22 protein-coding genes are annotated in these 24,484 nt (G+C 45.7%); 9 read left to right on the top strand and 13 right to left on the bottom strand.

Features of this window, described 5'->3' with window-relative positions; translation table 11 throughout:
• Positions 1 to 4 precede the first annotated feature (4 nt).
• From envZ to greB, 3 genes are all read right to left on the bottom strand, one after another.
• Positions 5 to 1,300: a two-component system sensor histidine kinase EnvZ gene (gene envZ, locus ACHUFQ_RS00670; protein WP_394172008.1), complete on the bottom strand. Its 1,296-nt coding sequence runs from the start codon at positions 1,298 to 1,300 to the stop codon at positions 5 to 7.
• A gap of 8 nt (positions 1,301 to 1,308) precedes the next feature.
• A complete protein-coding gene (ompR, locus tag ACHUFQ_RS00665; RefSeq protein ID WP_394172007.1) occupies positions 1,309 to 2,034 on the bottom strand; it encodes an osmolarity response regulator transcription factor OmpR in 726 nt (241 codons plus the stop codon).
• Positions 2,035 to 2,207: 173 nt separating this feature from the next.
• The gene (gene greB / locus ACHUFQ_RS00660; RefSeq protein ID WP_394172005.1) at positions 2,208 to 2,693 is read right to left on the bottom strand and encodes a transcription elongation factor GreB; all 486 of its coding nucleotides are present in this window, start codon (positions 2,691 to 2,693) and stop codon (positions 2,208 to 2,210) included.
• A 174-nt stretch (positions 2,694 to 2,867) separates the two neighbouring features.
• On the opposite strand from greB, the gene ACHUFQ_RS00655 reads away from it, so the two are divergent.
• The 5 genes from ACHUFQ_RS00655 to ACHUFQ_RS00635 all read left to right on the top strand — a co-directional run bounded on the left by ACHUFQ_RS00655 (position 2,868) and on the right by ACHUFQ_RS00635 (position 9,667).
• Positions 2,868 to 5,189, top strand: a complete 2,322-nt coding sequence (locus ACHUFQ_RS00655) for a Tex family protein (protein WP_394172003.1) — start codon at positions 2,868 to 2,870, stop codon at positions 5,187 to 5,189.
• A 145-nt stretch (positions 5,190 to 5,334) separates the two neighbouring features.
• A complete protein-coding gene (locus ACHUFQ_RS00650) occupies positions 5,335 to 6,459 on the top strand; it encodes a glycerate kinase (protein WP_394172001.1) in 1,125 nt (374 codons plus the stop codon).
• A gap of 195 nt (positions 6,460 to 6,654) precedes the next feature.
• Complete coding sequence (locus tag ACHUFQ_RS00645; RefSeq protein ID WP_394172000.1) at positions 6,655 to 7,230, top strand: NADPH-dependent FMN reductase; 576 nt, start codon at positions 6,655 to 6,657, stop codon at positions 7,228 to 7,230.
• A gap of 111 nt (positions 7,231 to 7,341) precedes the next feature.
• Entirely contained in the window at positions 7,342 to 7,740 is a 399-nt protein-coding gene (locus tag ACHUFQ_RS00640) for a BlaI/MecI/CopY family transcriptional regulator (RefSeq protein WP_394171998.1), read from the top strand.
• Between the two features lie 4 nt (positions 7,741 to 7,744).
• Complete coding sequence (locus tag ACHUFQ_RS00635) at positions 7,745 to 9,667, top strand: TonB family protein (RefSeq protein ID WP_394171996.1); 1,923 nt, start codon at positions 7,745 to 7,747, stop codon at positions 9,665 to 9,667.
• A 25-nt stretch (positions 9,668 to 9,692) separates the two neighbouring features.
• Here ACHUFQ_RS00635 and ACHUFQ_RS00630 read toward each other — a convergent pair whose 3' ends face one another.
• From ACHUFQ_RS00630 to ACHUFQ_RS00605, 6 genes are all read right to left on the bottom strand, one after another.
• The gene (locus ACHUFQ_RS00630) at positions 9,693 to 10,250 is read right to left on the bottom strand and encodes a hypothetical protein (protein WP_394171994.1); all 558 of its coding nucleotides are present in this window, start codon (positions 10,248 to 10,250) and stop codon (positions 9,693 to 9,695) included.
• A 15-nt stretch (positions 10,251 to 10,265) separates the two neighbouring features.
• The gene (locus tag ACHUFQ_RS00625; RefSeq protein ID WP_394171992.1) at positions 10,266 to 10,769 is read right to left on the bottom strand and encodes an RNA polymerase sigma factor; all 504 of its coding nucleotides are present in this window, start codon (positions 10,767 to 10,769) and stop codon (positions 10,266 to 10,268) included.
• Positions 10,766 to 11,923: an ABC transporter permease gene (locus ACHUFQ_RS00620; RefSeq protein ID WP_394171991.1), complete on the bottom strand. Its 1,158-nt coding sequence runs from the start codon at positions 11,921 to 11,923 to the stop codon at positions 10,766 to 10,768. The genes ACHUFQ_RS00625 and ACHUFQ_RS00620 overlap by 4 nt, the downstream gene beginning before the upstream one ends.
• Positions 11,917 to 12,666 carry an ABC transporter ATP-binding protein gene (locus ACHUFQ_RS00615; RefSeq protein ID WP_394171989.1) on the bottom strand — a complete coding sequence of 250 codons (750 nt, stop codon included), beginning with the start codon at positions 12,664 to 12,666 and terminating at the stop codon, positions 11,917 to 11,919. Before ACHUFQ_RS00615 ends, ACHUFQ_RS00620 begins: the two co-directional genes overlap by 7 nt.
• Positions 12,667 to 12,675: 9 nt before the next feature.
• Entirely contained in the window at positions 12,676 to 14,121 is a 1,446-nt protein-coding gene (locus tag ACHUFQ_RS00610; RefSeq protein WP_394171987.1) for an alpha/beta fold hydrolase, read from the bottom strand.
• 139 nt (positions 14,122 to 14,260) lie between these two features.
• A complete protein-coding gene (locus ACHUFQ_RS00605) occupies positions 14,261 to 14,701 on the bottom strand; it encodes a Spy/CpxP family protein refolding chaperone (protein WP_394171986.1) in 441 nt (146 codons plus the stop codon).
• 272 nt (positions 14,702 to 14,973) lie between these two features.
• Between ACHUFQ_RS00605 and ACHUFQ_RS00600 the strand changes: the two genes are divergently transcribed.
• Genes ACHUFQ_RS00600 through ACHUFQ_RS00590 form a run of 3 tightly spaced genes read left to right on the top strand, consistent with a single transcriptional unit; the run spans position 14,974 to position 18,220 of the window.
• Positions 14,974 to 15,675, top strand: a complete 702-nt coding sequence (locus ACHUFQ_RS00600; protein ID WP_394171984.1) for a response regulator transcription factor — start codon at positions 14,974 to 14,976, stop codon at positions 15,673 to 15,675.
• Entirely contained in the window at positions 15,672 to 17,102 is a 1,431-nt protein-coding gene (locus tag ACHUFQ_RS00595) for an ATP-binding protein (RefSeq protein WP_394171983.1), read from the top strand. The genes ACHUFQ_RS00600 and ACHUFQ_RS00595 overlap by 4 nt, the downstream gene beginning before the upstream one ends.
• A 20-nt stretch (positions 17,103 to 17,122) precedes the next feature.
• On the top strand, positions 17,123 to 18,220 hold the full coding sequence (locus tag ACHUFQ_RS00590; protein ID WP_394171982.1) for an alpha/beta fold hydrolase: 1,098 nt from the start codon (positions 17,123 to 17,125) through the stop codon (positions 18,218 to 18,220).
• On the opposite strand, the gene ACHUFQ_RS00585 is transcribed toward ACHUFQ_RS00590, so the two are convergent.
• From ACHUFQ_RS00585 to ACHUFQ_RS00575, 3 genes are read right to left on the bottom strand one after another with little or no spacing between them, the layout of a single operon-like run.
• The gene (locus ACHUFQ_RS00585; protein ID WP_394171980.1) at positions 18,171 to 19,079 is read right to left on the bottom strand and encodes a cation diffusion facilitator family transporter; all 909 of its coding nucleotides are present in this window, start codon (positions 19,077 to 19,079) and stop codon (positions 18,171 to 18,173) included. The two genes, ACHUFQ_RS00590 and ACHUFQ_RS00585, sit on opposite strands and share 50 nt — an antisense overlap.
• 27 nt (positions 19,080 to 19,106) lie before the next feature.
• On the bottom strand, positions 19,107 to 22,175 hold the full coding sequence (locus tag ACHUFQ_RS00580) for an efflux RND transporter permease subunit (protein WP_394171978.1): 3,069 nt from the start codon (positions 22,173 to 22,175) through the stop codon (positions 19,107 to 19,109).
• Between the two features lie 3 nt (positions 22,176 to 22,178).
• Positions 22,179 to 23,231 (bottom strand): efflux RND transporter periplasmic adaptor subunit, encoded by a 1,053-nt coding sequence (locus ACHUFQ_RS00575; protein WP_394171976.1) that lies wholly within the window; start codon positions 23,229 to 23,231, stop codon positions 22,179 to 22,181.
• A gap of 181 nt (positions 23,232 to 23,412) precedes the next feature.
• Here ACHUFQ_RS00575 and ACHUFQ_RS00570 point away from each other — a divergent pair, with 181 nt between their 5' ends.
• Positions 23,413 to 23,997, top strand: coding sequence for a TetR/AcrR family transcriptional regulator (locus tag ACHUFQ_RS00570; RefSeq protein WP_394171975.1), 585 nt, complete (start codon positions 23,413 to 23,415; stop codon positions 23,995 to 23,997).
• Positions 23,998 to 24,009: 12 nt separating this feature from the next.
• Here ACHUFQ_RS00570 and ACHUFQ_RS00565 read toward each other — a convergent pair whose 3' ends face one another.
• A complete protein-coding gene (locus tag ACHUFQ_RS00565) occupies positions 24,010 to 24,474 on the bottom strand; it encodes a tRNA (cytidine(34)-2'-O)-methyltransferase (RefSeq protein ID WP_394171973.1) in 465 nt (154 codons plus the stop codon).
• Positions 24,475 to 24,484 lie beyond the last annotated feature (10 nt).

Raw genomic sequence — 24,484 nt, 5'->3', positions numbered from 1 at the left:
GATGCTATTTTAAGGGTAATTCCACAATCGCTAACAGGCCGCCCTGACGGCGATTTTGCAGGCGTACATGACCACCGTGACCATCGACTATCCGCTTGATGATTGCCAGCCCTAACCCACTTCCTTTGGTACCGCGAGCAGTATCCCCCTGAGTAAAAGGCTCAAACAGGCGGTCAATGTCTTCATCCCGGATCCCCGGCCCTTTATCTGCCACATGGATACAGGCCAGATTGCGTCTTCTATCGACCTCAGTGGTTATTTCTATGCTGTCATCACTGTATTTCAATGCGTTTTGAATCAAATTTGCCAGAACCCGTTTCATTGCCACATACACCATTGGAATATCAACGGATTCGCCATATTCAACATGAAACTGACGATCTTCAATCGCTTCTTGTTCGAGCACATCCTCAACCAGTTGGTTCACATTGACCTGCTGGGTATTTTCCTGCATATCCTGGCGAATATAGTCGATGAACTGATCGATAATCGCGTTCATATCATCAATGTCTTTTTCGATTCCATCTTTAAGATAATCTTCATTTTCGGACATCATTTCACTAGCCAGACGAATTCGGGTTAATGGTGTACGCAAATCGTGGGAAATACCGGCCATGAGTAAACTGCGGTCTGATTCCAGTTGTTTTATGCCTTTGGACATATGATTAAACGCCCGGGTTACGGCCATGACTTCGGTAGAGCCCTGCTCTTTCAACGGCTCTGGGAATTTCCCCTGGCCCACTTCCTCCGCCGCTTTTTGTAATGCTTTTAACGGCCGATTTAGCTGTCTGACAAATAACCAGCCTCCGGCAACACTTAAAATTCCGATCAATACTAAGAACGAGATAAGAGGAGAAAAACTTCCCTGCTCCTCCACCCCGTCGAGGGGAATTTTCACCCATAAACTCGGCGCCTGAGGTGGGCGAATCCAAAATAAATACTCTTCACCCTGGGAGACACGAACTTCGGCTTCACCGCCAAGCAGTTCGCTCATTTGCTGCGATAGGTAAGGATAATATATCGCCTGAGACAGACCAGACATCTGAGCATCACGTTGACGATAAACGCCGATACCCGTTTCCTGATGGAATGCTTCAGCCAGCGCTGGGCTAAATTTAGCATCACCGCCGTCAATAAAGACGACCTTGACTTGCTTTGCCAACAGTTGATTGATTTGTTGTAGGTTTGGGTTGATCACATAAACCGCCACCGATACATAAGACACGACCTGATTGATCAACAATAAAAAACCAATCAATAATACCGTCTGACCAAATGCACTACGGGGCAGTATTCTCATAAAATCGTTTAACCTGCAGCAGAACCGTCAGGCACAAAAACATAACCCAGGCCCCAGACCGTTTGAATATAACGCGGGTTCGCGGGGTCTTGCTCCAACATACGACGTAATCGAGAAACCTGAACATCAATACTGCGCTCCAGTGCCGAATAATCTCGGCCTCGGGCTAAATTCATCAGTTTATCTCGGGACAAGGGCTCTCTTGGGTGGGTGATTAACGCCTTGAGAACGGCAAACTCGCCACTGGTCAATGGCATACTCACATCACCTTTGCGCATTTCTCTGGTACCCAGATTTAACGCAAATTCGCCAAATTCGATGACATCTTCGGCCATCGCTGGCGCTCCCGGAGCTTCGGTAGTTTTGCGACGCAACACGGCTTTTACCCGGGCAAGTAGCTCTCGCGGATTAAAAGGTTTCGGCATGTAGTCATCCGCACCCAGCTCCAGACCAATAATGCGGTCGACTTCATCCCCTTTGGCGGTCAGCATAATGATTGGGATTTGGTTTTCATTTTGGCGTAAACGCCGACAAATCGATAATCCATCTTCACCCGGCAGCATCAAATCCAAAACCAGCAAATGAAAATTTTCACGTTCCAACAGTCGATCCATCTGCTCGGCATTCGCAGCGCTGCGCACCACAAAACCTTGCTCTACCAAGTAACGCTCCAGCAAAGCTCGAAGGCGCATATCATCATCTACGACTATTATTTTCGGGGTTTCCTGTCCCATGGCATGTCTCGCTTATAAATTGTGAAATTGTGACCGACCTAAACTACTTACAGCACTATAAGCCATAGTTGACTGATGTCAAAAGCTGCATTTGCAAATAACGACCTGGTTTTGTTACAAATTATGTGCATAACGCGAAGAACCAAGCTGCCAGTTTTCAATAAGCAGCCATGTCAGAAGGTATTGTAATCGTATTCAATGCTTACCACTTCCAGGTAGCGCTCCCCCTGAGGCGTTTTTACTACGACCTCATCGCCCACCTGTTTACCTAACAATGCTCTGGCTATCGGGGAATCAATACTGATTTTGCCCCTGTTAACGTCAAATTCGTCGGGGCCGACTAACTGATACGCAACGGCTTTATCTTGTTCATCAACCAGCGACACCCAAGCGCCAAAATACACCTTTCCTGCCTGTTGGCGTTGAGGATAAACGATAGTGAGTTCATCAAGACGTTTCATCAAAAATCGTACCCGACGATCGATTTCTCTTAATCGTTTTTTGCCATAGATATATTCGGCGTTTTCACTTCTATCGCCCAGTGCTGCGGCTTCAGATACGGCTTGGGTGACTTTTGGACGTTCCTGTTTCCACAGGTATTTCAATTCATCATCCAGTACTTGCCAGCCTTGGCGTGTGATATAGTTTGATCGCTTCATTGTAAGTCTTTTAAATTAAGTGGGGCTCAATTTCGGCTCGTTTTGTATAAACAGGCAGTTATCTTACCGGAATTCTCGAAAAATACTGGATTAAATAACCCAATCCTAGTATACAACTGTCAATTCAATATTCGCACTATTGCGAAGCACTAAACTGCATCAGGATTTGGTTTTATGATTAACATTTCCCAGCAAATCGCTCAGGAACTTACCGTCACTCCAGCACAGGTTCAGGCCGCTATCAATCTTCTCGATGAAGGCGCTACCGTGCCATTTATTGCCCGCTACCGGAAAGAGGCTACGCAAGGACTGGATGACAATCACCTTCGCCACCTTGAGCAACGTCTCACCTATTTACGTGAACTTCAGGAGCGTCGTGAATTGGTGCTCAAGAATATTCAGGAACAAGGCAAGCTAAGTGCTCCATTGAAACTTGCGATTGAACAGGCTGATAACAAAACCACGCTTGAAGATCTGTATTTACCCTATCGACCTAAACGTCGAACCAAAGGGCAAATCGCCATTGAGGCAGGATTAGAGCCATTGGCTGATGCCCTGCTGAATGACTGGGATCTAGATCCTGAAGCTCAGGCAAGCAACTATATCAATGCTGACGCAAATTTCCCAACCACGAAAGAAGTCCTCGATGGTGCCGCTTACATTCTTATGGAGCGCTTCAGTGAAGATGCACAGCTCATTCAAAAGCTCCGTCGTCACCTAATCAAGCAAGCCCACATCAACGCTAACGTTGTTAACGACACGATTCAGGGTGCCAATAAATACAAAGATTATTTTCAATTTAGTGAAAAGCTCAGCAACATTCCTTCACATCGGGCACTGGCTATTTTACGGGGCCGCAATGAAGGCGTATTACAATTAAGTCTGAATGTTGACCCTCATATCGAAGCAACAGAATCCAGTGCTGAGCAAATGATTCGTGATCATTATCATTTGCACCTGAATCAGCAGGCTGGTGCCACCTGGCTTAATCGCGTTGTGCGTTTAACCTGGAAAGTAAAACTAGGGTTGTCGTTAGAAACCGAGCTCATTTCCAGTATGCGCGAAGCGGCAGAGTTAGAAGCAATTGATGTTTTTGCCAGAAACCTCAAGGCGTTGCTGATGGCAGCGCCTGGCGGTCCGAAAGTCACCATGGGTATTGATCCAGGCATTCGCACAGGTTGTAAAATCGCCATTGTCGATGCAACAGGCAAGCTGTTACATACCACAACGATTTTTCCACATGAGCCACAGAAGCATTGGCAAAAGTCGATTCGCACCTTAGCGCATTTAATCAATGAACATAAAATTGAGCTGGTTGCGATCGGCAACGGTACAGCATCGAGAGAAACCGATGCGTTAGTGGCTGAAGCTCTGGCTGAACTGAGTGAAATCAAGCCGATGAAGCTTATCGTATCCGAGGCTGGCGCCAGTGTGTATTCTGCATCAGAAACCGCGGCTAAGGAATTCCCTGAGCTGGACGTTTCCCTGCGTGGCGCAGTATCGATTGCCAGACGTTTGCAAGATCCGCTGGCAGAATTGGTGAAAATTGAACCCAAGGCCATAGGCGTCGGTCAGTACCAACATGATGTGAGTCAAAGCCAGCTGAGCAAGAGTCTTGATGCGGTTGTTGAAGACTGTGTAAATGCCGTTGGTGTTGATGCCAATTCTGCATCGATGCCACTCCTTAGCCGCGTTGCCGGTCTATCCCGAACCATGGCACAGAATATTGTCGCCTATCGCGATGAACATGGGGCGTTTAAAAATCGCCAACAGTTGTTAAAGGTTGCGCGCCTTGGACCAAAAGCATTTGAACAGGCGGCAGGGTTTATTCGTATTAATCATGGTGACAATCCATTAGATGCATCGGGCGTCCATCCAGAGAGTTATGAACTGGTCAATCGTATGGCGAATGAATCAGGTATGCCTGTTGAAAAGCTAATTGGCGAGCAACAACACATTAAACAACTTACTCCTGGCAACTTTGTCACTGAACAATTTGGTCTGCCAACGATTCAGGACATCTTAAGTGAATTGGAAAAACCTGGACGCGATCCCCGTGGTGAATTTAAAACGGCGAGGTTTAAAGAAGGGGTAAACAAAATTACCGACCTTAGAGAAAACCTAATTCTTGAAGGGGTTGTGAGTAACGTCACCAAATTTGGCGCGTTTGTCGACATAGGCGTCCATCAGGATGGTTTGGTACACATTTCCTCGTTAACCAATAAATTTGTCAGCGATCCTCATGAGGTAGTAAAAGCTGGCGATATTGTTAAGGTCAAAGTATTAGATGTTGATGTAAAACGAAAGCGAATTTCTCTGACCATGCGCCTTGATGAAACGACTACTGGCGCAAAACCTGAACAAAAGCGACATCAGCAAGCCGCGGCAAAACCTGCCCAACGTAAACCTCGTGATAAACACCGCGAGCAAAAACAACCCGCCAATAGCTTGATGGGTAATGCCTTTGCCGAAGCGTTCGCAAAAGCGAAAAAATAGCGTTTAAACTTGCGTTTTCTTACACTGGTATTAACCTCTTTGTTTGCTTTAAACAAAGAGGTTAATTTTTTTCCATTGTCCCGCCACCCATTTTTATCTTAAGCTCAACGTATCTATTTCATTTGCCGATAAATTTGAGTTCCTAATGAATATTCTCATTGCGCCTGATTCGTTTAAAGAAAGTCTGGCCGCCGCTGACGTTGCCAATGCAATCAAACAAGGTCTGCTGCAATCGGATCTCAATTGCGAAATTCGCTGCCTTCCGTTAGCCGATGGTGGCGAAGGTACTGTCGATGCTCTAATCAATGCCCTTAACGGTGAGATAATATCGACTCAGGTTAACGACCCTCTCGGACGAACCATTGAAAGTCGTTGGGGTATGGTTGATAGCACTGCCGTTATCGAAATGGCGTCAGCTTCCGGTCTCGAGCTCTTAACCGAACAAGAACGTAACCCTTTACTGACCGATAGTTTTGGTACTGGCCAGCTAATTATTGCCGCACTGGATCGAGGGGTGACAAATATTATTCTGGGGCTTGGCGGCAGTGCGACCAATGATGGCGGGGCTGGCCTGATGCGGGCTCTGGGGGCCAGGTTGCTCGACAATAACGGCGCTCAGATCGTAACCGGAGGTGGTGGGCTAAGCGAGCTGGCAAAGCTAGACTTAAGCGAGGTTGATCCACGATTGACTAAGGTCGAGTTTTCTCTGGCCTGTGATGTGACAAATCCGTTATGTGGCGATACTGGGGCCAGCGCAGTATTTGGGCCGCAAAAAGGAGCAGATCAGGCCATGATTAAAACCCTGGATAGTAATCTTCAGCACTTCGCGAATTTATTGCAACCCCATAGCAAGATTGATCTTTGCAATACCCCTGGAATCGGTGCTGCCGGAGGTCTATCTCTTGCCCTTGAAGCCATTGCCAAGGTAAAACGTGCATCCGGTTTTGATCTCATTAGCGCCGCATTGCAGCTTGAAAACCAGATTGCGTGGGCAGATCTGGTGATTACCGGTGAAGGAAAATCCGATCAGCAATCCCTGGCTGGCAAAGCCTGCTTTGGTGTGGCGAGGCTTAGTAAATCCTTGAATACGCCAGTTATCTTGCTAAGTGGTAGCCTGGGCAAAGGCTATCAGCAACTCTACCAACACGGCATTGTCAGTGCCTTCAGTGCAACATTAGGGCCTGTCACCCTGCAAGAAGCAATGCGAGATGCAAAACAAAACCTGCAGAAAACCGCTTTGGCAATCGGAAATCTAGTGGCGCAGCAATAATCTCAAATTGATTTTATCTATAGCACCTATTCATGAATATGGTAGCAAAGTCACGACAGAGCTATGGTTCCTCTTATCATAGTGAAGTTTGTAAAAGCGCGCTGACAGCAAATCGATCTGGTGAATACTGGCAAATTGTTTTTTTTGCCTCTATTGTATAAAAAAGAATAAGTTACTGATGAAATATCGCTAATTATGGCCAAGATTCTAGCTTTTTCCGGAAGTGCCCGGCGCGACTCTTATAATCAACAATTAGTAAAACTCGCTGCCCGTGGTGCGCAAGAGGCAGGAGCGAAAGTCACCATTATCAATCTTGGTGATTATCCAATGCCAATATTTTGTCAGGATATTGAGCAAGAGTCTGGCATGCCCGAACATGCTGAAGCATTTAAAAGTCTGCTACTCGGACATCAGGGTTTGTTAATCGCATCGCCAGAATATAACAGCGCCTATAGCCCGTTATTGAAAAATGCTCTGGATTGGGCATCAAGGGCGACAAGCAAGGATGAAGTACCGTTAAGCGCATACAAAGATAAAGTTTCCTGCATTATGGCTGCCTCACCGGGCGCACTTGGTGGAATTCGGGGGTTATCCAGTTTACGTTTACTATTGAGCAATATGGGGGTCACGGTTCTCCCCCAGCAAGTAGCAATTAATCGTGCGTATTCAAGTTTTGCTCAAGGGCGACTCGTTGAAGAAGACAAATCCACTCAAGTGATGCGCCTAGGTAAGCAACTCGCCACAATCCTGCAGCGTCACTACGAAGATTAACCTAGATTCAATAAGGGCTCACTGGCAGGTAGCATAAAATGGTTGCTACAGCCCCAAACTCAAGCTAGTCTAGAACATAAGATACACAAATAAAAACAACAAGAGGTGAGTATGGCAAGCCCCAACAGAAAACCAACCGAAGCGGAATTATCCTTACTGACCATCCTATGGGAAATCGGTCCAGCGACCGTGCGTCAAGTGCACCAGGCCCACAATGATGCGTTACCCGATCAGCAACATATTGGCTACACCACGGTGTTGAAAATATTGCAAATCATGCATGAGAAAAACCTTGTTGTGAGAGATGAGCGTCAACGTGCTCACATATATGCACCATCAGAAAGCGCCGTGCAAACGCAAAGTTCCCTGGTAACAGATCTCGTACAAAAAGCCTTTAATGGCTCCCTTTCTCAGTTGGTAATGCGTGCAATTGGCAATTCAACCAATGCCAATGAAATTAGCGATATCCGCACCATGTTGGATGAATTAGAGCAACGGGAAACGGTGTAGTAGCTTGCGCAGCAACTGGTTAGATATTTTACAACAGTTGTCATACACGCTGGGGCATTTTCTCTGGCAAGGGCTTATCATCGCCCTGTTACTTCGGGTTAGCCTGTTTTGTATACACAAAAACCAGGCACAATTGCGATATTTATGCGCCGTTTTCGCGTTGATTGCGTGTTTTATTGCTCCTGCTTACACCTTTTTTCACTTGCTGAATGCCTCCCCGATAGATACTGGAACAACCCTGTTGCCCTGGCTTCAGGATTTAGTGCAATCCACACAGCATATGGTTCTTAGTCAGGGGTTTGTCTCCACGTTGCAAATCACCCACATATTAGCCATTGCCTGGATATTGATAGTCAGTGTTTTACTGGTGAAGTTTATTGTCGAATTTACTTGGACGCAAAATGTTCGTCGACAACAAATACTTGCACCAACAAGCGAACTGCAAAACCAATTTACACAACTTGTGCAGCAGCTAAAACTGAATAGGCCGGTACAATTACTGCTGTCATTTCATATCAGCTCACCTATGACGTTGGGCTTTATTAAGCCGGTCATTATGTTACCTGCACAATTAGTAACAGGCTTAAATAAAGAGCAACTTGAACTGGTATTGTTGCATGAGTTAATTCATATCAAACGCTACGATTATGCGGTTAATTTATGCCAGGCGCTTATCGAATTGCTGCTGTTTTTTCATCCGGCCGTGCACTGGATTGGTCGCCAGATTCGTCTTGAACGCGAGTGTATTTGTGATCAACAAGTTTTGTCTCATCGTCAGGCAACCATTCAATACGCCCGGTTAATGACAGATTTAGCAGACTACCACCAAGCCAGTTCCGATTTGGCCATTGCTGCGAGTGGCGGTGAATTAACTCAACGTGTGCAGCGCATATTAGAAGAGCCGCAGTCACCATCAAAGCTGAATACTTTGATCCCGCTGACTTTGATTGCCGGCGTATTTGTTACCTTAACCTCTCTTTCCGTAAATTCTCCTTGGCAGGCTGTTATCGGTAATTCAGCACTTGCCAGCCAGGCGAAAACCGAAGATGGTGCGGTTGAGCAAATTGCCCCAGCAAGTATTGCCCATTGGTTGTTAAATCCTGACGATGCCGATGTGCAGGAACAAAAACAGCGCATTCAGCATGTAGCAATATCTGAACTGGCAACGCCAAATAAGATGCAAGACAATCCCGTACATGTCATTGTTGAACAATTAACGAGTATGGCGGAAAGTGAGGCAAGCGACATTCCCTCGCAATATGTGATGGCAACTGACAAAACAGCTCAACGTAGCCCTTTTAAAAACACCCCAACAGCAAATTCAACAGAGTTAAACATTCCCAGTTCCGACAGCAAAAGTGAGAGCGATATCATCGCGCGTGCTTCTCTGGGTGAATCAAACCCAGTAAACGTCATCCAAAACGATTTAGGCGAAACACCTGACTTAGAAGACTATAGTCAAATTCCTGTGCGATCTCAGAGTCAGGATCCGCTACCGCTTGCCAATCAAATGACCGTATTTGCTAATAAAGCTGAAAAACAAGTAGTGCTGCCCGTGATCAAACTACAGGACGACTTATCCGGTCAGGCTCAGCTGCTTAAAAGTCATCAGCTTATTGCCAAGACCTATCCAAATATTCAAGAACAAGCGGATATTATTGAGGCGCAAGTACTAAAAAGCTATGCGCCGAAATATCCGAAATTAGCGGCTCGTCGTAAACTAAGTAAAGCAGTTCAGGTGTCATTTGTTATCGATGTTGCCGGTCGAGTTAAAGAGCTAGATTTTGAAGACGATCGCCAGGTACGTTATTTTAAAGGTTCCATTTCTGAGGCAATGAAGAAATGGCGCTTTAAACCAGCAACCATAAATGGTAAGCCGATTGAAAGTTCAATGACAAAAATCTTTGATTTCAACCTTGAAGGCTAAACACACCTAATTCCTTGGTTAACGCCTAACGCTGAGCTTCTTGTTCAATCTCTTTCAGTAATATCTCGTAATTCTGCAGTTTTTTATTCTGTCTGCCCTTATACCATTGGCCAACAACTATCACCACCAGACAGTATATGTTGTAACCAATAATTACTGGCCAGTAATCTACTCCCGGGGTTGGATACCACCACTTTAACAGCACCAACATCACTGGCATAAGCACCATAAATCCATAGGTTACATTTACCACCTGAATCGCGCCTTTACTGCGATGGATCAGCAACCGTAATAAATTGGCGCTATCCAACTCGCCGCTGCCCCAGGTCGAAGTGCGCAGCCAAAGCATATAAGCGGTGGCAATACTCGCCGCCATGATAATTAATATCCCGGTAGCCAGGCTATCGGGTCGTGATTGTTGATCGATGATAAGACAGGCCCAGATCACCAACGCAAACCAAATTAATAAATCCAGCATCATCAGATAAAACATCCGGCGCTGTTGCTTTTTTGCCTGACTTAACAGTTTGCTGGCATCAAACGATGAATGTTGCGATTGCCAGAGATTTTTTAAAGAATCCATATCAAGAACCTATAGTTACTCATTCATCAACTTTGGCTTGCAGCGGTTGATGATAACACCGACATTAGTGCTGGTTAAGCCACAAATATCGGCGATTTGTTGATAGTTAAAACCTTCTAAAAACAGGCTGATAACCTGTTTTTGTTGTAACGGCAGACCGCGAATTTTATTCAGTAGTTGCTGATATTGCTGTTGCCTGACCAGCTCGTCATCGAGCTGAGTGTCAGTTAACTGGCATTCATTTGGGTCTACCTGAGCCTCTTTTACTTGCCGCACCGCTTTTTGCACATGAGATATACAACGGTTCTGAGCAATTCTCGCAAAATATGTCTTAATAGAAGCGTTACCAGCAAATTGCTGATAGCTCTGCCATATCGCCAGCACCACTTCCTGCAATAGCTCCTGCTGAATTTGAGGATTGCGCTCGTAAGAAGCGACCAGGCGTTCAAGCATGGGTAAATGCTCCTGCAAGTCTTCTTCTAGCTGGGATTTTGCTCGCCACTTCTTCCAAAAGATCATTGCGATTGAACCAGAGACTCCTGAAATAATTGATGTCGAACTAGCATCAGACATGCGAATGTTAAAAGCAAGCAAATTACGCCTAATCCTGCCACATCAAATGAGTTTACCGATTGATTCGAAAAGATATTTTGCAGCATCTGCTGATGCCCAAGTAATGGCAGCCAGGCACTATCAATATGCTGATTAATAGAATCTGATAAAAACACAATCAACATCGGCATAAAGCTGAACATGGTTAGATAGCTTTGTCCTTCCTTGTAAGTTTTCGCGGTAAGTGCCAGTAACATCTGTACGCTGCAAACTAATAACGCCAACGGGATCATAATCAAAGTGGCATTAACAAGCTGCGGCAAGCCATCATGGAGCACCAAATCCAATTCATAAACCGGGAGTCTACCGAGCATTGAAAAACTTAAGTACATGGTAACAATCATGCCAACAATGCCCAACGCACTACCAACCAGCCATTTGCCAATAACGATTTGGCTACGCGGTACTGGTTGCGATAACAAAGGCATAAGCGAACCACGCTCTCGCTCGCCGGCGGTAGCATCATTGATATAGTTCAGGGTAATAATAAATGGCGATAGAAGTAGGAAAATTAACAGACTATCTAAAAATCGACGCGCACTGGCCGACTGCTCGCTAATCGTAAAGGTTTGTAATTGCCACTTGCTCTGCTTAGGGTCGAGACCAAATTGTAGCAGGTTCGTCTGCTTCTCATTGTTCACAAAAGCGTTAAGTATGGAAGCGGCTTTTTGCATGCGCTTGTTACCTGAAGTCGTACTCGTGTCAGCATAAACCGATAACTGATAATGTTCGGTGCCGGAAGCAGTGGTTAGAGTATCAACGCTGATTAACACCGCTGCGTTGTCACTTTCAAGAGTTGCCAGAGCCTGTTCAACATTACTGTCAAAGTATTCAACATCGAGCTGACGATACTGCAGATATTGCTGTACATATTGAACTTGTTCGGTTTCCCCCACCAAAATAACATTTAGCTCAGTGTCTTCGACAACCAAACTAATGACTCCCTTGATTACAATAAATAGCACCAGAGGACCGAATAGGGCATAAGCAAATGTTGCCAGTAATGAGCGCTTGTCTCGCCATAATTCCCGTAACTCTTTTGTTATCAACGCCGCTAGCATGAGGCCCCCTTAACTGTATCCTTTGTTATCTGTTGTTTGTAGTTGCTGATCCGATGAATAAAGCTTTTTTCCAGGGTCGTATGCTCCTGCTTGAACGAGTCTAAATTCCCTTGAAAACAAACCTGGCCATTATCAATAACCACGAGTTGGTCACATAAGATGTCAATTTCCTGCATCACGTGGGAAGAGAACAGAATACAACAGCCCTGTTGTTTCAAATCCAGTAGCAATTCACGCAATGCGGCGATTGCCAACACATCTAAGCCTCGGCTTGGCTCATCAAGTACCAAATATTTAGGTTTGTGTACTAAGGCTCGCGCAAGGCTTACTTTCATCGACTCTCCCGTGGAAAAGCCGGCAACGTTACGCTCTGCTAACTCTTGCATTTGCAAGGTTTCGATAACCTCACTGGTTGCCCGGGCAACGTTCTTCACACCCTGCATAGCCGCGTAAAACTCAATATTTTCTCTGGCACTAAGATGCGGGTACAAGCCTTGGGACGTGAGCAACAAACCTAATTGCGCCTGGGCTTTGCGAGGTTGCTCCCCCACAGAAATGCCATTTACATGCACATCGCCTGCATCCGGCTTGATCAACCCGGAAAGTATTTTTAAAGCGGTCGACTTACCGGCACCGTTTACCCCAAGCAACCCGGTAATCGTGCCCGGCAAACAACGAAATTCAATATTGTTATTGGCATGCTTATCTGCAAAAGATTTACATACCTTTTTAAATTCAATCATTACCAACTCCTATAAAGCAAAGGGCAACGAGCCCTGGCGAATCGCACATTCAGGCTTGGCGATAGATTTTTGTTCGAGAAATTCCGCGATCAAATTCGGCACACATCCTTGGTAAGAAACGATATGACCGCTATTGGCAATGATCAGATGGGTGGAATTCGGTAAATATTTGCGTGCCTGTTCTGCGCTTTGCTCAGGGGTAACAGGGTCCAATTCCCCAGAGAGAAGTAAGGTGGGTACCTCGATAGCTTCAGGTGCCTCAAAAGGTTGGTACAAACTCGCATCCTGGTTGCCACAGGCCTGTTGCCAAAACGAAAAATAGCTATGTTTTACAAAGCTCTGTTGCCCTTTAGCTATAGCGTATTCTTGCCCTTGTTCACTAATGTGCTCCTGACAAAGTACACCTAGCGTTAAGCCAAGATACATGGAATTCGACGCGCCGCTGCCGGCCATCATCGCCAACCCCTGAATCATCGAATAATCACCGTTATAGGCGCGTTCCACCGCCATAGGAACACGGGATGCGCTGATTGGCGAGTACAAAGCCGTGCGAATAATCTGGGCTAAGTCCAGGCCTGTCACTCCCTGTAACTGCCCCTGAGATAATGGCTCTTCATTGAGTCTATTAATAATGGCAAATAATTGCTGCGGCCAATCCGGGTAAGCCTGCTGGCACCCGGTATTTTCTCGGCATAGTTCGACCAACCTTTGTAGCGCCTGCTGTGCATAAACGGCGCCCTCTGCCAAAAACTGGCTATCAAGGCTTACTACAGCATCAAGTATCATCCCAGCGACAGCATCTGGATAGGTACTGGCATATGCCTGAGCCGAAAAGGTGCCGTATGAACCACCCCACAAAGTAATATTATCCAGCCCTAGATATTGGCGTACCGACTCTAGATCCTCAACGTATACGCGAGTGGTTAGTTGCCCTAGTAACGGATTGATTTTCTGACGACAGCTCTGTAGCGCCTGAGTCGTTTGTCGCAGGGTAGCCAAAGATGCAGTCTCACAGTTAATTGGTTGGCTTTTGCCGGTACCGCGTTGATCAACAAAAATAATATCGCGACGTTTAATAATGGCGGCAAAGGCCGTTGGAATGAAACGACCCAGCTCAGTTGCCGCCTGCCCTGGCCCGCCTGCGAGGACAAACAAAGGCGATAAAGTTTCGCCACTGCGGCTGCGAACCCGACTTACATGGATACGCACCCTGCCTTCATCTGGCTGTTGATAATTGCGAGGCACCTCAACAAACCCACATTCAGCCGGTTGTGAATATCCTGGTAAATAACAACTTTCTAATAACGACTCCTGATTCGCAGATGCCAATGGCGCTACGAGTCCGCCAATCAGGCCAGGTACGATCAGAAACAGCAAAGCCCTGGGGTTTTCAAACACCTGCTGCCATTTTCTGACAGAACAAACGTTATTGGTTTTATCACGATATTTTTTCACTTTTCGATTCCCAGTAATCCATTGTTAGTGTTCTAGTCTCAAGGTCCGAGAATTTATTACAAAAAAACCTAAATTTATTTTCTGGCAACAAAAAACGCCCTCAAATGAGGGCGTGTGTCGTTTACGAAAACTTGTTATATCACTTTCGTTGTTTGCGCTCTTGCTGCATTTTTTCAAACTTCACCCGTTGCTCTGAATCTAACACATGGTAAATCTGATGCATGGTTTTAGCCTTGATTAATTCAGCTTGCTGCTTTTGCTCCTGGGTATCTTTCTGCAGGGCCATAAACGCATCTTCATCGAAGGTGTCGGCTCTGATAATCGCCTGTAACTCTTCACGATTTTCATCTTTATTTGGCGCCAATGCGTGTAATTGCTGCTTACTTGATTCGCGAATCGTTTTAATCTCAGCTTTTTGTGCCTCGGTCAAATCAAGGCCGCGGAACATCTTTGTCATTTGCTGAGATTTTCCACCTCGCTCACCTTTAGACATAGGCTTATCAAACGCCATACTGGAAAATGCCAGACTGGATAGCAATACCAGAAGTACAGATGTGTTAAAAGTTCTCGTACGTGTCATTATATTGTTCCTCTTCACTAACTAAGTACGATAGCAATATTAGCCAAAACCAATGCAAAGTAGTGCAAAGGCTGTGTAAATTTTAAGTAAAGGCTTTCACCCTGAACTAAATTCAGGTTAGATTTACGTTATTCGGTTGCCTTTCATCATGGCGAATGCAATTTCACCGTCAGGTCATTGCCATATCTAAGGGTTTGAATAAAGCCGATACCTGAATTACATTGAACGCGTTTAACCTTATTAAAGGACATAAGCGACTAGAGGGCATTATCGTGCAGCAAAAACCTATTTTATTAATTGATGATGATCAGTCTTTGGCAGAATTGCTATCTGAATACCTGGCGACAGAAAACATTAAAATAGAGGCTTGCCACGATGGCTTAAGCGGTTTGCAAAAGGCCAGAAATCAGGATTATTCTCTCATCCTGCTCGATGTGATGATGCCAGGCTTAACTGGCTTTGAAGTGCTGCAGGCACTCGGTGGACAGCATCACACGCCCATTATAATGCTAACGGCCAAAGGCGATGAGGCGGACCGGGTGCTCGGGCTAACGTTAGGTGCCGACGATTATTTGCCGAAGCCCTTTAACCCTGCTGAGCTTTTAGCTCGCATTCAAGCTATTTTTCGGCGCATCGATATCGTTGCCCATCAAAAAGCGCAACAACCCGTGTCCTGCAATCAAGTAACGCTAACGCCTGCAACACGCCAAGTTGACTATTTAGGCAAACACATTGAGCTAACCGGGACCGAATTTGAAATGTTGCATTTGCTTATGCAGCAGCCTAACCAAGTCGTCAGTAAAGAGGCGTTATCAGAAAATGTGTTAAATCGCCCTTTAGCAAAATTTGATCGCGGGATTGATATGCACATTTCGAATATCCGCCGCAAGTTGCAGCTACACGGGAAAGAGGATTGCATCAATACCGTACGTGGAATTGGCTATATATTTAATTCCGGGAATAGTGAATCGTGAGTTTATTTTCCAAACGCTGGTACTCATCGTTATTTATTAAAATGTTTATTGGCTTTTGGCTGGTAGCAATCGTCTCAATATTGGTTACCCGTTGGGTCAGTGTAAACTTTCTAACGCCCCCTCAGGCGACGCCATTGAATTTCCAACAACAAAAACTGCTGTCAAAAACCAGCACGCGCTTGCAGCAATCTCTCCCTAAGATGACGCAACCGAGCCTGCGTAAGCTTGAATCCTCGCTTAAACGAAACGTTCGGATCCCGAGAGAGGTTTGGCTATTTGATCGCGACAACGATCGTTTATACACTAATGCACGTTATCCAAAACCCGTCGTTCATGAACGGCTCACAAACCTTAATTATCCACAACCGGTAAGACTCAACTTACCTGGGTATCGGTTGATTGGCCCACAGAGCCTACCGTTAGATCAAGGTGACTTACAGTTGTATATCGGCATTCCTGATAAGCCCGAGCAACGCGGCGGCTTCTTCAATCGCTTACCGGACTGGCTCCGGCTGTTATCTCTGGCTTTGGTTTCCGCCCTTGTCTGTGGGGGCCTCACCTGGCTCTTACTCAAACCAGTCAAGCGCTTAACGATAGCAAGCCGCCAATTTGGTCAAGGCGAGCTGGATACCAGAGTACCTGAATTCGAACGTCGTTTTGATGAGCTCGGGGAATTAGGGCAGGCCTTTAACCGCATGGCTGAACAGATAAATCAACACATCAGTGCCCATAAAAGACTGCTGGGTGATGTTTCGCATGAATTACGTTCACCACTTACCCGATTACAGCTATTAATTAGTCTATTGGAAAAACAGAGTAAAGATACGCCGCAAATACAGGAAAACCTACAACGCAGTCGCAATGAAATCGAGCAATTGGACGATATGGTGGGTAAAGCGCTAGCGCTTTCACGACTTGAAAATCAACTTAAACCTTTGTCGCTTGAACCTTTAGACCTGGTCACCTTGTGTGAGCAAATCGTTCAGGAATATCAAATTCTGGCTCAAACCAAGAATATCGGCATAATATTGAATGTCGATGAGGGCATGCTCGATATACCCTATTTCGGGGACCGGGCACTATTACACAGCGCCATCAGCAATGTATTGAATAATGCCATTAAATATTCCTGCGAAAATAGCCAGGTAAGCCTGTCATTGCAAACCAACAAGGAGCAAATAGAGCTGACCATTAGTGACCAGGGACAGGGCGTTAGTGAAACCGAAATGGAACGCATATTTACGCCATTTTTCAGGGAAGATAACTCCCGCACCCGGCAAACCGGCGGCACGGGATTGGGCCTGGCTATCGCCATGGATGCTATCAAGCGCCATCATGGCAAAATAAGAGCCTGTGCCACTAATGTTGACGCGTCGCAACCGGGTCTTTCGGTTATCATAGAATTACCTTATGATAATGCTAAATAATTTCTTAATCTGAATCAGTAATGTCGAAAACCATTGGTACAATTTTATTGATTCTGGGTCTAGCTTCAGGAGCCGCTCAGGCAATGCAACACACCTATTCCTGGTCTCAGGAACAGCAATTATCGAAAAATATTAATGGCAGCATTGGTGCACTGTTTAGCAAAGGCCAACAATCGGTACTAAGCCGCGACAATGCGCCGGATTTGCGCTATTTTTCGTACATCGACAAGCCGCAACATCCCTGTATTGTCGTTTCTCCCGGCCGCGGAGAGGGCTACCTGAAATATCAGGAACTCGTTTTTGATCTGGTTAATAACGGATTTAATGTCGCGATAGTCGACCATCGAGGCCAGGGGTTGTCCGATCGAGAACAGGACCAAAGGCATCGCGGCTATGTGCAATCTTTTGACCATTATGTCGAAGACTTGCATCACGTCATGCAATCGGACATTGCAGTACGTTGCCAGGGGCCGTTATTTTTACTGGGCCATTCAATGGGTGGCACCATTGCCAGCCTGTACGTGCAAAAATATCCGAAGCAATTTCAGGCGCTGGCACTGTCTGCACCTATGTTTGGGATTGGTACCGGCAGCCTGCCGCACTGGCTTGCAACATCACTGGTTTCGCTGGGTAGTGGCGTCAATAATTTGCTCAGCAATAAGGCCTGGTATTTTTTCGGTCACGGCCCTTATAAAGAGAAGCCTTTTGTCGACAATGATTTAATGCATTCCGAAGTTCGCTATAACATTTTCCGGAAAACCTGGGAGCAGAATCCCAACGTGCAACTCGGGGGGGTGACATTTTCCTGGCTCAATGCCGCAATTGCAGGTATGGATAAAGCCTTCGAGCAAATACCTCAGCACCAGACAGCAACGCTATTGTTGCAGGCTGAAGAAGATACGGTGGTCGAAAATCAAGCGCAAGATCTCTTTTGCGAGCAGCTCCAATCGGCGAGTAATATTGCCTGTGTGCAACAAAAGCCTTTGGTGATAGAGGGAGCCCGACATGAAATTTTGTTTGAATCGGATCCCATGCGACAAGGTGCACTTACTCTGATATTGGATTTTTTTAACGCTCAGTTGGAGAACAATCCGGTGCCACAGGATCCTGATGAATAATCACCTGGCAATCGACAAATTCGGCTTCCAATGCATATTGCACATGATCACTAATGCGATGTGCATCCACCAAAGATAGCTCTTGATCCAGTTCCAGATGAAATTGGATAAAACGATGTTGGCCCGCGCGCCGCGTTTTCAGCTGATGAAAACCAACCACTTCCTCCGGCGCACAAATGATTTGTTCAATTCGTTGTAATTCTTCATCGGGCAATTGATGATCCAGTAATTGCTGCACACTCATATAGCTCAGGTGAAGCGCACCATAAATTAAATACACGCCAATCAAAATAGCTAACATGCCATCGGCAAATTGCCAGTCAAATTGATACAGGATTAATGCGACAATTACTGCCAGATTTAACATTAGATCGGACTTGTAATGCAATTGATCGGCTTTGATGGCCAATGACCCTGTATGGCTGATGACATAATATTGAAACCGAACCAAAGCCAGGGTTAAGACAATGGCGATCACGCTTACCATAATGCCCCAAAAGGTATGCTCGATAACAACAGGATTAAGCATACGATGCCAGCCATGTACGATTAACACGGTTGCGGAAATACTGATGATAAACGCTTGTAACAAAGCCGCCATATTTTCAGCTTTACCGTGACCGAACCGATGTTCTTTATCCGCGGGACGCAAGGACCAGCGAACAATCAATAAGTTGGTCACGCTGGCGACAAGGTCAAACAATGAATCTAATGCAGAACCAAGTAACGATGCCGAGGGCGAATAGTGCCAGACAACGAGTTTTGTCAACAGCATCAGAACGACAACCAAAACCGCCACACTCGTTGCCAGAGTGACAAGTTTTCGATATTGACAGTTTTCTCCGGCCGTATTGTTCATCGTGACCTGCATAAGTTAATGATTATCTTACTGACTATGACTCACTTTGATTTTATATAACGCACTGTATAGCACAGGAACCGCCACTAAAGTCAGCAGCGTTGCGAAAGTAAGGCCACCCATAATGGTTACCGACATATCGGCAAAGAATGGGTCAAATAACAATGGCGCCATCCCTAATATCGTGGTGATTGCGGCTAACGTTACTGGCCGTAAACGACTGGTACTTGCTTCGACAATCGCCAGCGGTTTATCCTTACCCTCTTCAATCTGCAAATCAATTTCTTCAATTAAAACAATCGCATTTTTAATTAGCATACCAAATAAGCTGAGAAAACCCAGCAATGACATAAAACCAAACGGCATATCCGTTAATAATAAACCACTAACGACACCAACCACCGCCATAGGCACGACCATCCAAATGATTAATGGCTGACGCACTCTGGCAAACAGCAGCACCGAAATCAAGAACATGATAAAAAATCCCATGGGCAGTCCTGCTCCTAAAGCCTGTTGAGCTTCGGCCGACGATTCATATTCGCCGCCCCAATGCATCGCATAACCATCAGGTAGTGACAAAGCTTCAATGGGTTCTTTAATTCGGGCCAAAGCCTGAGCCGCGGTCTCGTTAATACCCGGGTCGGCCATCACCGTAATGGTACGCACCCGATCCCGACGATTGATTAATACCTCTTCACTTTCCAGAGAAATCCCGGTGGATAGCTGTTGAAATGGGATATATTTACGCTGCTCGGAACTCCAGACCTGTACATTGACGATATTTTCTACGTTGGTATTGCCCGGCTTATTGAGCTGTACCAGACCTGGCTGATTGATTTTAGCAACAATCGGATAGCTATAATCACCATCCTGAATCGAACCTAGCTGTAATCCATTACTTGAATACTGAATAGCATCAGAAAAGTCCGCCCGGGAAACACCTGCGACACCCGCGTTAAATTCATCAAAGTTAGTGTTGATCGCCAACCCCTTTTGACGCCAGTCATGACGAATATCACGGATCAAACCATCTTTTCGCAGAAGGTGTTGCGCCTGCTCGGCTAAATTCCGTAGCACATCTGCATCTGGGCCTGAAAAACGAATCCCTAATTTTGCCCCTCCACCCGGACCAAACTGCATTCTTTCGAGATAGAAATTGGCATTGATATCCACTAATGCCAGTTTTTCAGGTAAGGTTTTTAGATACGGAGCGATACGTTCAGCATCGTCCATACGAATCAGTAATAGACCATAGCTTTCATTTCTTGATTGTGGATTATAAGTGAGGGTGAAGCGGTCAGCGCCGGCACCGATATAGCTGGTAATCGACGTTACATTGTCATCCGCCATCAGAAGTTGTTCAACCTCAGCAATGACTTGTTCGGTACGTCGGATATCCTGATCTTGCCCTCCCCAATAATGCACAAAGAAAATCGGCGCATTAGACGCTGGGAAAAATCCTTGTTTGACCTTACCAAAGCTGGCATAGGCGCCGATGGTAATAAACACCAGTAGCGCAATGGTGACAGCCCGATATCGCAATGCCAGGCGTAGCAGGCCTTGGTATTTCTGATATATGCCGGCCGCCTGACTTTGATCTGGCGCATCCTTACCTACCTGGTAAAAATAGCTGCCAAATAGCGGAGTCACTGTAACCGCCAATAACCAGCTAAGCATTAGTGATATTAAAATAACCGCAAATAGCGAGAATAGGAATTCGCCGGTGGCATCATCGGACAGACCAATACCCGAAAACGCCGCAATACCAATCACCGTCGCACCTAAAAGTGGCCACTGGGTACGTTTGACGATAAATGATGCGGCATCAATGGCTGATTTACCCTGCCGCATTCTAAGCATCATACCTTCTGCGACGACAATCGCGTTATCAACCAGCATCCCCATAGCTATCACCATGGCGCCTAAAGAAATCCGTTGCAGTTGTAAATCAAACAGCCACATCAGCAAAACGGTGCCCATCACCGTAACTAATAGCACACAGCCCACGACCAGACCGGAACGCCACCCCATAAACAGGCACAAGGTAAGCGATACCACGGACACAGACATGACAATATTGAGGATAAAACCATCCACCGCGTCATCCACAATCTGCGCCTGGTTGTATATAGGGCTCAAGCTAATACCGATGGGCAAAGACTGCAATATTGCATCAATTTTTGCATCAACATTCTTGCCGACTTCAACAATATTTATATCGTGCTGCGCAGAGATTGCCAGAGTGATAGCCTGTTGGCCATTATGATGAATGATACTGGGTTGAATTTGTGTGGGTTCGACTGTCAGTCGGGCAATATCGCGAACTTTGATCGATTTGTTTGATCCAGGCAGCACCAGCGTCAGATTATTTATTTCATTTAACTGATTGCGCGACTCTTCAACCAGAATCCGAACCTGTTTGCCTTCCACCAAAATACGCCCGCCATGGAAGGGACGAAAATTGTCACTGAATAAGCGCACGACATCAGGAAAAGAAATGCCTAGCCCTGCTAATTGATATGGGTCGATATTGGCAACAATTTGCTCCTGCAGTACGCCATTAACATTAACGCGGGCAACACCGTCGGTCGTTAATAACTCTCGACGTATGATACGCGCAAATTCGCGCACTTCGCGGGCACTAAAATCCGGCGCCGTCAGGGCATAATAAAGCCCGGAAACATCACCAAAATCATCGACCACCGTCGGTTTACCTGCACCTTTAGGTAACTGAGCACTAGCATCTCGAAGCCGCTTGCGTAACTCGTCCCAGATTTGGGGTAATTTATCCGCATCGTAATGACTTTCGATTTCGACGGTAATTTCGGAAACACCGGGCTTGGAAGTCGATGTTAAGCGCTTGAGCTGCGGCATTTGTTGCAATGCGATTTCTAACGGCTCAGTAAGCTCTTCTTCAACCTGTTCAGCTCCAGCGCCTTCGAATTGGGTAATGACCTGCGCCATCTTTATGGTAAACGCCGGATCTTCCAAGCGTCCGATTTTGCTTAATGCCAGGGCACCACCAAAAAGCAGAATCAACACTAAAAGCCAGATATTGACTGGCTTTTTAATAGCATATTTTGCAATATTCATTAATTATGGCGCCTTATACGGAGTGACCTGCTGACCTTCAACCAGTTGATTAACACCAGCCCGGACGATGTGATCCGATGCGGTTAATTCCGAATCGACAATCACTCGCTTGCCGATAATCTTAAGCACTGTGACGGTAACTTTCTCTACCGATTTTTGCTGTTGCTGATAACGCCAGACGAAAAAACCCTTATTCTTATCTCCAACCAGTGCACTTAATGGTAAAACCAAACCGCTTATTGGCTGGCTATTTTCCAGAGTTACTTCCACCTTTGCCCGCGCCCCGGGCGTAAATACCTGTTTGTCGACAGGCTCCATGGCAAATACCACCTGGTAGGTCTGGGTTATAGGTTCCGGTTGTGTGCGATGCTCAACGTACTCCACGTCAAAGCTTGGTGCATTTTTTGAAAGTAAGGTTGCCGTTGCCGAAACTAACTCATTATTGGCGTTCGCTGATAAAATCCGTTCCGGTACGTTAAAGGAGAAATAAATTCGTGAAAGATCCTGCAGGCGGGCGATGGGTTTGCCTGACTGTACATAACTATTATTGTCTACTAAGCGTTCGGACACCTGCGCATCAAAGGGCGCTCTAAGTTGGGTATAGCTTAAATCCTGAAGCGCATTGTTTAAATCGATGGTGGCCAATTCCATTTGAGTTTCTGCATTGTCATACATACTCTGGGACGCCAACCCTTTATCGAACATTGTCTTGATCCGGCCTAAATCCTTTTTGGCAATATCGAGCCTGACCTGTTGCTCATCAACCCTACGTTCAAAAGGCGCTCTATCAATGCTTGCAAGTAAATAACCTTTTTTGATTTTCTTTCCCTGGACTAAATCCAATTGGTTTAATCGCCCAGACACTTCAAAACTTAACTCAATGGTTTTCACTGCAGAAACCGTTGCCGGGAAACTATATTTGTTTTGGTGAGGCACAGGTTGGACCTTGGCGAGCTGAACCACCGCAGGTTTCTTATCCAGCGCTTTAACGGCTGACTCCTGTTCACAGGCCAGTAGACCGGTACACAAAATCAATAACGAAATTTTTCTAAACATAACCACTCCATCATCTCTGTTAAGGTTAGCAGAGAGTAAACGATGGCAAGAGATTAACACATTTACAATATTTGTTAATTGATAAATTTTTGTTTTTAATATATTGCTGGGGAATACGTCAAAATTGATCTAAGATAGCCTTAAATCGTTCCATTAGGCCAAGAGTCAGACTGATCCAATCATGCCCAACCAAAATCGAGATCGTAAACAGCAAATTCTGAGCGCTGCCCGCAGTTGCTTTTTCCAGTTTGGTTTTAAGCCCACCACTATCTCTATGATCAGTCGCTATGCTGATACTTCACGAGTTACTATTCATAAACTGTTTGGCGGCAAAGAAGATATTTTCAGACAGGTTGTAGAGCAACACTTTCTTCACACTCAAGAGCAAGTAAAGCTGCATCGAGTTCAGGTGACGAACGTCTGGCAGGTGGTGGAAGATATTGTGATGGCATTAGGTCAGCCGGTTTTTCAGGACATTAAAGACAAGCAAGTGCATCAGGATTTGGTGCAATCATGCATGCAATATGCCGAAGACTTAAGTCAGACTCAACGTCAGTTTGTCCGCGAAAATCTAACTGAATTAATTGCATTGGCGCTAAATAATCAACAAATTACCTTAGAGCACCTTGATATGAGTTGTGCCGAATTGGCACAGAGCATTGAAACGAATGTTTATGGACTGTTGCATAGTAATATTGATTTGCAGGCGCACCAAGCTTTGCAGCAGCTATTGAAAATCTATCGGGCAGCAACCCGAATCGATTAACGCAATAATGAATTAAATCGCGTCTACAAACCCTACCTGACGCCAGGCCTCATAACTGATAATGGCGACCGAATTGGCCAGGTTTAATGAACGCGCGTCTGGCATCATCGGAATTCGAATGCGATGACCATCGGGTAAATTATCGCGAATTTCATCTGGCAAGCCATGGGTCTCGGAACCGAACAGCAACACATCTCCGGGTTCGAAGTTTACCTGGTGATAATGGACTGCGCCTTTGGTGGTGCAGGCAAATATGCGTTTACCCGGAACCGCGTCTAGAAATGCCTGGTAATTTTTATGCCTGGTGACATTCGTCAAGTCATGATAGTCAAGGCCGGCACGCTTTAACTTTTTATCATCAAAATCGAAACCCAGTGGTTCGATCAAATGTAAGCGACAGCCGTTATTGGCGGCCAATCGAATGATATTGCCGCAATTAGGCGCGATTCTCGGTTCAAATAACGCGATTTCAAACATTGACGTCCTC

The sequence above is a fragment of the Thalassotalea litorea genome, from assembly GCF_043642205.1.
Lineage (GTDB): Bacteria > Pseudomonadota > Gammaproteobacteria > Enterobacterales > Alteromonadaceae > Thalassotalea_A > Thalassotalea_A litorea.
Note: the sequence above shows the minus strand (reverse complement) of the source record. Positions and strands in the feature narration are given on the sequence as shown.